The 6894-nt window shown below is 67.3% G+C and carries 5 protein-coding genes and 1 pseudogene; all 6 read right to left on the reverse strand.

Annotated elements, in window-relative coordinates; translation table 11 throughout:
* On the reverse strand, positions 1 to 729 hold a 729-nt coding region (locus tag U9980_RS18360; protein WP_322769039.1), incomplete at its 3' end, for an NAD(P)(+) transhydrogenase (Re/Si-specific) subunit beta.
* A complete protein-coding gene (locus tag U9980_RS18365; protein ID WP_322769040.1) occupies positions 726 to 1055 on the reverse strand; it encodes an NAD(P) transhydrogenase subunit alpha in 330 nt (109 codons plus the stop codon). The genes U9980_RS18360 and U9980_RS18365, both read right to left, overlap by 4 nt.
* The gene (locus tag U9980_RS18370; RefSeq protein WP_322769041.1) at positions 1052 to 2212 is read right to left on the reverse strand and encodes a Re/Si-specific NAD(P)(+) transhydrogenase subunit alpha; all 1161 of its coding nucleotides are present in this window, start codon (positions 2210 to 2212) and stop codon (positions 1052 to 1054) included. The genes U9980_RS18365 and U9980_RS18370 overlap by 4 nt, the downstream gene beginning before the upstream one ends.
* A 115-nt stretch (positions 2213 to 2327) precedes the next feature.
* Positions 2328 to 3338 carry an alcohol dehydrogenase AdhP gene (gene adhP, locus U9980_RS18375; RefSeq protein ID WP_322769042.1) on the reverse strand — a complete coding sequence of 337 codons (1011 nt, stop codon included), beginning with the start codon at positions 3336 to 3338 and terminating at the stop codon, positions 2328 to 2330.
* A 54-nt stretch (positions 3339 to 3392) separates the two neighbouring features.
* Positions 3393 to 4920, reverse strand: a pseudogene (locus tag U9980_RS18380) (aldehyde dehydrogenase family protein).
* Positions 4921 to 5103: 183 nt separating this feature from the next.
* Positions 5104 to 6819 carry a GAF domain-containing protein gene (locus U9980_RS18385; protein ID WP_322769043.1) on the reverse strand — a complete coding sequence of 572 codons (1716 nt, stop codon included), beginning with the start codon at positions 6817 to 6819 and terminating at the stop codon, positions 5104 to 5106.
* Between the last annotated feature and the right edge of the window lie 75 nt (positions 6820 to 6894).

The following is a 6894-nucleotide window of genomic DNA, read 5'->3' on the forward strand; positions in this document are numbered from 1 at the left end:
GTCGAGTACGAAGCCGGCAATGGCTACGGCCGTGCCGGTGAACGCGTTGAGTAATGAAATGACCACCGGCATGTCCGCACCACCGATCGGCAACACCATGGTCACACCGAACCCGATGGCCGCCAACGCAACGCCGCAGAGCACGATCGTGCCGCCGTGGCCAGCGATGATCAAAGCGACGCCGGTGACCGCAACCACAGCCAGGACGATGTTCAACAACCGCGCTCCGCGGAACACAACCGGCGCTCCCGTCACCAGGCCCTGGAGCTTGCCGGCGGCAACCAGCGAGCCCGAGAACGTCACCGAACCGATGACGACGTCAAGGCCGGTGGCCACCGTCGTCTGTCCGGCGGCATGGGCGAGACCCGCAGCCCCGCCGAGCCGGACGGCATCGGCGAACGCGACGAGCGCGGCGGCCCCGCCGCCGGCCGCGTTGAAGACGCTGACCAGCTGCGGCATCGCGGTCATCTTCACACCCCGGGCCCAGTACAGTCCGAGTCCAGACCCCAACGCCGCACCGGCGACGAGAACGAGCAGTCCGGTGGTGGTGATGACCCGGTCACGGACCATCAGCCCGACAGTGGTCGCGACCGCTGCCGTCATTCCGGCGGCCGACAGCTGGTTACCCCGCCGCGCTGTGGCCGGGGAGTTCATCAGGTGCAGGCCGAGGACGAAGCATGTAGCGGCGGCCAGGAACAACAGGTGGATCGCGGCAGCCGAACCACTCATGACAACTCACCCCTGGTGACAATCGACGTGGGCGCGGGCGGGACGGGTCGCTTTCGGAACATCTCAAGCATCCGGTCGGTCACGACATAACCGCCCACCACGTTCACCGCGGCCAAGGTCGCCGCGAAGAAAGTCAGGACATAACCCAGGGGCGAGTGGGCCGACACGGCCACCAGCATCGCGCCGACTACGACGATGCCATGGATGGCGTTCGCACCCGACATCAGCGGAGTGTGCAGGGTGGCCGGCACCTTGCTGATGACCTCGAAGCCGACGAGCAGACTCAGGACGAGAATGGTCAGATCAGTGACCAGCGAAGCATTCATGATCCGTCCTTGGGCTCGGCCACCAGTTCCGCGATGGCAGGATGAACGACGCGGCCGTCGTGGGTGATGACGATTCCGGCCTGGATCTCGTCGGTGGTGTCGATACTGAACCGGCCGTCGTGGCTCAGATACTCAAGAAGCGCGAGGATGTTGCGCGCGTAGACGGTCGATGCGGCCGATGGAATCTCCGACGGCAGGTTGTCCGCGCCGATCACGGTCACGCCGTTGTCCGTGACGACCGTTGCACCCGGTACGGAGAGCTCGGCGTTACCGCCGAGAGCACTCGCCGCGAGGTCGACGATCACCGATCCGGATCGCATCATCTTGATGGTCTTCTCGGTGACCAGCAGCGGCGGATGGCGACCGGGAACCTGTGCGGTGGTAATGACGACATCGTGGCGGGCGACGGCGGCGGCCAACGCCTCCTGTTGGGCGAGGAGCTCGTCCACGGTCAGATCCCGTGCGTAACCACCCTGCCCGGCCCCGCTCGCGACCCCGGCGAGATCGAGAAATGACGCGCCGAGTGACTCGATCTCACCGCGTGCCTGCGGCCGGACGTCGTAGCCGCGCACCAGCGCGCCGAGCCGGTGCGCCGTGCCGATCGCGGCCAGCCCCGCCACACCGGCGCCGAGCACCAGGACCTCGGCCGGGCGGACGGTGCCGGCCGCGGTCATCAGCATGGGGAAGTAACGCGCGTACGCATCGGCCGCCACGAGCACGGCCTTGTAGCCGGCCACGTTCGCCTGGGAGGTCAGCGCGTCCATCGCCTGTGCCCTGCTCAGGGTCCGCGGCAACCCGTCGAGACTGACCGCGGTCACCCCGGCCGCGGCCAGCGCCCCCATGGCGGCCGGATTACGCAGCGGCTGGAGCAGCCCCACGAGGGTCTGTCCCGCATGCAGCGACGCCGGCGTGTCCGCGTCCGGTTGACCGACCGTCAGCACGACGTCGGCGCGGGCGAACAGGTCATCCCGTGTCACGATGGCGGCCCCGGCTTCGGCGTACGCGCCGTCGGGGAACCATGCGGCGCTCCCGGCGCCGGCTTCGACGAGGACGTCGAAGCCGGCGCCGAACACCCGGCCCACGACCTCTGGGACCAGAGCCACCCGGCGCTCGCCGGGAGCGCTCTCCTTGACGACTCCGACGGACAGTGAACTCATGATTGCTCCAACTCAGCTTCTCGGTCCCAGCGTCGGGGCGGTCACAACTCACTCCTCCGGGGACTGCGGCCGCCGGGCGCGCGATCTGACGATCGTCGCGCGCCCGGCGGCCCCGTCAGAACTCGAACACCAAGCGGGCCGGGACGGTGCTCGCGAGGACCTCGTCGAAGCAGCTGTTCACGTCGTCGATCTTCCGACCGGCGGCGATGACCCTGGTACGGCCGGCCGCGTGCAGCCGAAACACCTCAGCGAGGTCATTGCGGGTGCCGACGATCGACCCGACTATGGTGATGCCCTTCAGGACGGTGTCGAAGATCGGGATAGCCATGGTGCCGTCCGCCGGCAGTGCCACGCAGACCAGCCGCCCACCACGCCGCAGCGAACGGAACGCCTGCTCGAACGAGCGGGGCGAGGCCGCGAGCGCTACAGCGACGTCCGCCCCACCGAGCCTGGCGATCTCCTCAACCGGGTCGGTGGTCGCCGCGTTCACCACATGATCGGCTCCGAGCTCGGTCGCCAGGGCCAGCTTGGGCTCGGTGATGTCGACCCCGATGACGAAGCCCCCGGCGATGCGGGCGTACTGCAAGGCCAGATGACCCAACCCACCGATGCCAAAGACGGCGACGGTCTGCGTGGGTGACACCCCCGCGACCTTGATCGCCTTATAGGTGGTGACCCCGGCACAGGTCAACGGTGCGGCCTCGAACGAGGACACTCCGTCAGGTACCGGCACGACGAAGTCGGCGTCGGCGACGGCGTACTCCGCGAACGCGCCGTCCACCGAGTAGCCGCTGTTGCGCTGGCTCTCGCACAGCGTCTCCCAGCCGCTGATGCAGTAGCCGCACCGACCGCAGGCGTAGCCGAGCCACGCGATCGCGACCCGGTCACCGATCTGACGCACGCTCACCCCGGCACCGAGAGCCTCTACCACGCCGACCCCTTCGTGGCCCGGTACAAAGGGCGGGGACGGCTTGACCGGCCAGTCCCCATGGGCCGCGTGAATGTCGGTGTGGCACAGCCCGCAGGCCTCCAGGCGCACCAGAACCTGCCCGGGGCCCGGCGCCGGGACAGGCCGGTCCTCGATCCGCAGGGGCGCATGAAAGTCCGTTACCACCGCAGCCTTCATCGAATCCTCCAGGGTATTTTCCGGCGGTCGGTGCCGCCTCGTTCGGAGTCGGTTTTAGAAGAGGCCGAGCGGGTTCGGGTCATAGCTGACAAGCATGTTCTTCGTCTGGCTGTAGTGATCGAGCATCATCCGGTGCGTCTCCCGTCCGATACCGGAAACCTTGTACCCGCCGAATGCGGCTCCCGCCGGATACTGGTGGTAGCAGTTCACCCAGACCCGGCCGGCCTTGATACCCTGGCCCATCCGGAAGGCGCGGCTGCCGTCCCGGCTCCATACCCCGGCACCGAGCCCGTAGAGGGTGTCGTTGGCGATGGCCAGCGCGTCAGCCTCGTCGGTGAACGTGGTGACAGCCAGCACCGGGCCGAATATCTCCTCCTGGAACACCCGCATCGAGTTGTTTCCACGCAGGACGGTCGGTTCGAAGAAATAACCGCCGTCGAACTCGCCGCCCGGTTCCGCCCGCCTGCCGCCGGCCAAGCAGGTCGCGCCTTCCCGCAGGCCGATGTCGACATAGGACGCGACCGTCGAAAGCTGCTGGGCCGAAACCTGGGGACCAACCATCGTGGCGGGGTCGAGCGGGTTGCCCTGGCGGATGCGGCTGATCCGCGCCAGGCAGCGTTCCATGAACTCGTCGTAGATCGATTCCTGGATCAGCGCACGGGACGGGCAGGTGCACACCTCGCCCTTGTTGAACGCGTACAGCACCAGGCCTTCGACCGCCTTGTCGAGGTAGGCGTCGTCAGCAGCCAGCACATCGTCGAAGAAGATATTGGGTGACTTGCCGCCCAGTTCGAGCGTGACCGGGATGATGTTCTGCGCGGCGTACTGCATCATGAGCCGTCCGGTTGCGGTCTCGCCGGTAAAAGCGATCTTGGCGATCCGCGGGCTGGTGGCCAGCGCCTTCCCGACCTCCGCCCCCGGCCCATTGACAATGTTGATCACGCCAGGCGGAACAATGCCCTCCAGCAGCTCGGCGAACTTGAGGATCGACCACGGGGTGGGCGACGCCGGCTTGAGAACCGAGCAGTTCCCGGCGGCCAGAGCAGGGGCGAGTTTCCAGGCGGCCATCAACAACGGGAAGTTGAAGGGGATGATCTGTGCCACCACACCGAGTGGCTCGTGAAAATGATAGGAAAAGGTGTGTTCGTCGATCTTCGATATCGAACTTTCGCGCATCCGCGCCGCCGCGGCAAAATAACGGAAGTGATCGGCGGCCAGCGGGATGTCCGCGCCCAGCGTCTCCCGCACCGGCTTGCCGTTCTCCCAGCTCTCGGTGACGGCCAGCATTTCCCGGTTGGCGTCGATCGCGTCCGCGATGGCGTTGAGCACGGCGGACCGCTCCGCCGGCGAAACCGTGGCCCATTCGCCAGCCGCGGCATGCGCGCCGTCAAGGGCGTCCTGGACATCCTCCGGACCGGACTTCGGAATCTCGCAGATCGGCTGGCCGGTGGCCGGTGGCCGGGCTCAGATTCACCGAATATCTGCCCGCACGCGGCGGCAACCACTTACCGCCGACAAAGTTCTCGTAGCGGTCCGCAACCTCGACGATGCTGCCCGGTCTGCCAGGCGGAACGTAGATCATACCGGCCTCCTCGGTTCCCGCTGCGACGCTTGCTTTTCCGCGTCGGCGGCCGGTACTCATAATTCCCGCGTCAATCATCCGCGCCTACGCTGCCTAGGTCGGGACGGCGCATGCCTTTGGTCCCGCACCGGAGCGACCTTGGATCCTCCCGCGGACGACCCGCGGAAACCGGCCGGGCGGCGGTCAGTTCGCCGGGGCCACCCAGCGCAGGCGGGTACCGCCGTTCTCTCCCGGAGTGACTATGCACGTCCCGCCCAGCTCCTGCGCCCGTGCGCGCATGTTCGCCAGGCCGCTGGACCGTTGCACCACGCCTATCCCCACGCCGTCGTCGACTACATCCAGCGTCACGATCGAATCAACAGTGTCGGCAACGACACTCACCGTGACACCACTGGCCCGGGCGTGACGGGCGACGTTGGTCAGGCCTTCCCGCAGCACCGCCAGCAGATGCTCAGCGGTGACCTCGCTGACGCCGGAGTCCACCGGACCGGAGAAGCGCAGACGGGGCGCGAATCCCAGAATGTCGCTGACATCGTCGACTACCGAGGCGATCCGGGCCCGAAGGGCCGATCCGACAAACTGGCTGTGACCCCGCAATTCGAAGATGGTGTTCCGGATCTCGCGAATGGTCTCGTCCACCTCTTCGACGTACCTGCTCATCCGCTGCGTCCGATCACGGGCGGCGAGGCCCTGCATGCCGAGCGCGGTCGCGAACAGCCGCTGGATGACATGACCATGAAGATCCTGGGCGATACGGTCCCGTTCTTCGAGAACCACCAGCTGTTCCCGGGTGGCCCGTGCCTGGGCCAGTTCCAGTGCCAGCGCGATGTGGCCGGCAAATCCGACGGCCATATCCAGGTCTGCCTCGCACAATCCCCGCCCGTGCTGACGGCGGCCGAGAACAAGAGCGCCGACACCCTCCTCAATACCCGCAAGGGGAACGATCAAGACGGGTCCGACGTCCAATCCACCCGGCGTGAACAGTGCGGTGTCGCCGGCGGCCTCGGCGAGCAGGAGCGGTTCTCTCTCCTCGACCGCCCGCCCCACCATCGACGTGGCCGGCACAACGACCCCGGCGAGCAGGTCCGCGTACTCCCCGATGGCAACCTCCACGACCAGCCTGCTGAACGGGGTCCGCTGCAGTATGATCAACGTGAAGTCGGCCGCCGCGACATCGCACGCGCACCGAGCGATCAGCGACAACGGCTCCACATCACCGGCCAGCAACTGACGGGTGATCTCCGTCGAAGCCTGCAACCACCGCTGCCGGCGCTGCGCCTCGGCGAACAGGCGTGCATTGTCGATGGCAACCGCCGCGCCGGCGGCAAGCGCGACGGCAAGTTCCTCGTCCTCAACCGTGAACAGCCGACCGTCCCGCTTCTCCGTGAGATAGAGATTTCCGAACACCTCACCGCGGATGGAGATCGGCACACCGATGAAGGTGTCCATGGGTGGGTGGCCGGCCGGAAAACCATGGGCGCGGGGATCATCGGAGATCTTCCCCAGGCGAAGCGGATTCGGCTGCTCGATCAGCAGCCCCAGAATCCCCCTGCCGTCGGGTAGACGGCCGATCCGCGCAACCTCGCTCTCATCAAGCCCGACATGGATGAACTGCTCCAGATGACGGTCGCCCCCGATGACTCCCAGCGCGCCGTACCGGGCGTCCAGCAGGTCACAGGCCGCCTCGACAATGCGCCGCAGCACTACCGGCAGGCTGAGGTCGGCGGCCACCATCTGGTTCGCCCGCAGCAGCCCGCGCAGCCGGCTCTGGGTGGCCAGGACGTCCTGGGCGCGGTCCACCAGTTGTGTGAGCAGTTCATCGAGCTCGAGACGGGCCACGGCGGGAAAAACCAGCTCTGTGCCGGGCTGACCGTCGGCGGTTCGGTCGACACCCGACATCGGCTTGCGACCCGAGCCATGGCCAGTGCCTGTGTGCACGGGCACAGTCTAGGTCGGCACGATACCGGGCACCAG

The organism is Protofrankia sp. Cr1, from assembly GCF_963555865.1.
Taxonomy (GTDB): Bacteria; Actinomycetota; Actinomycetes; order Frankiales; family Frankiaceae; genus Protofrankia.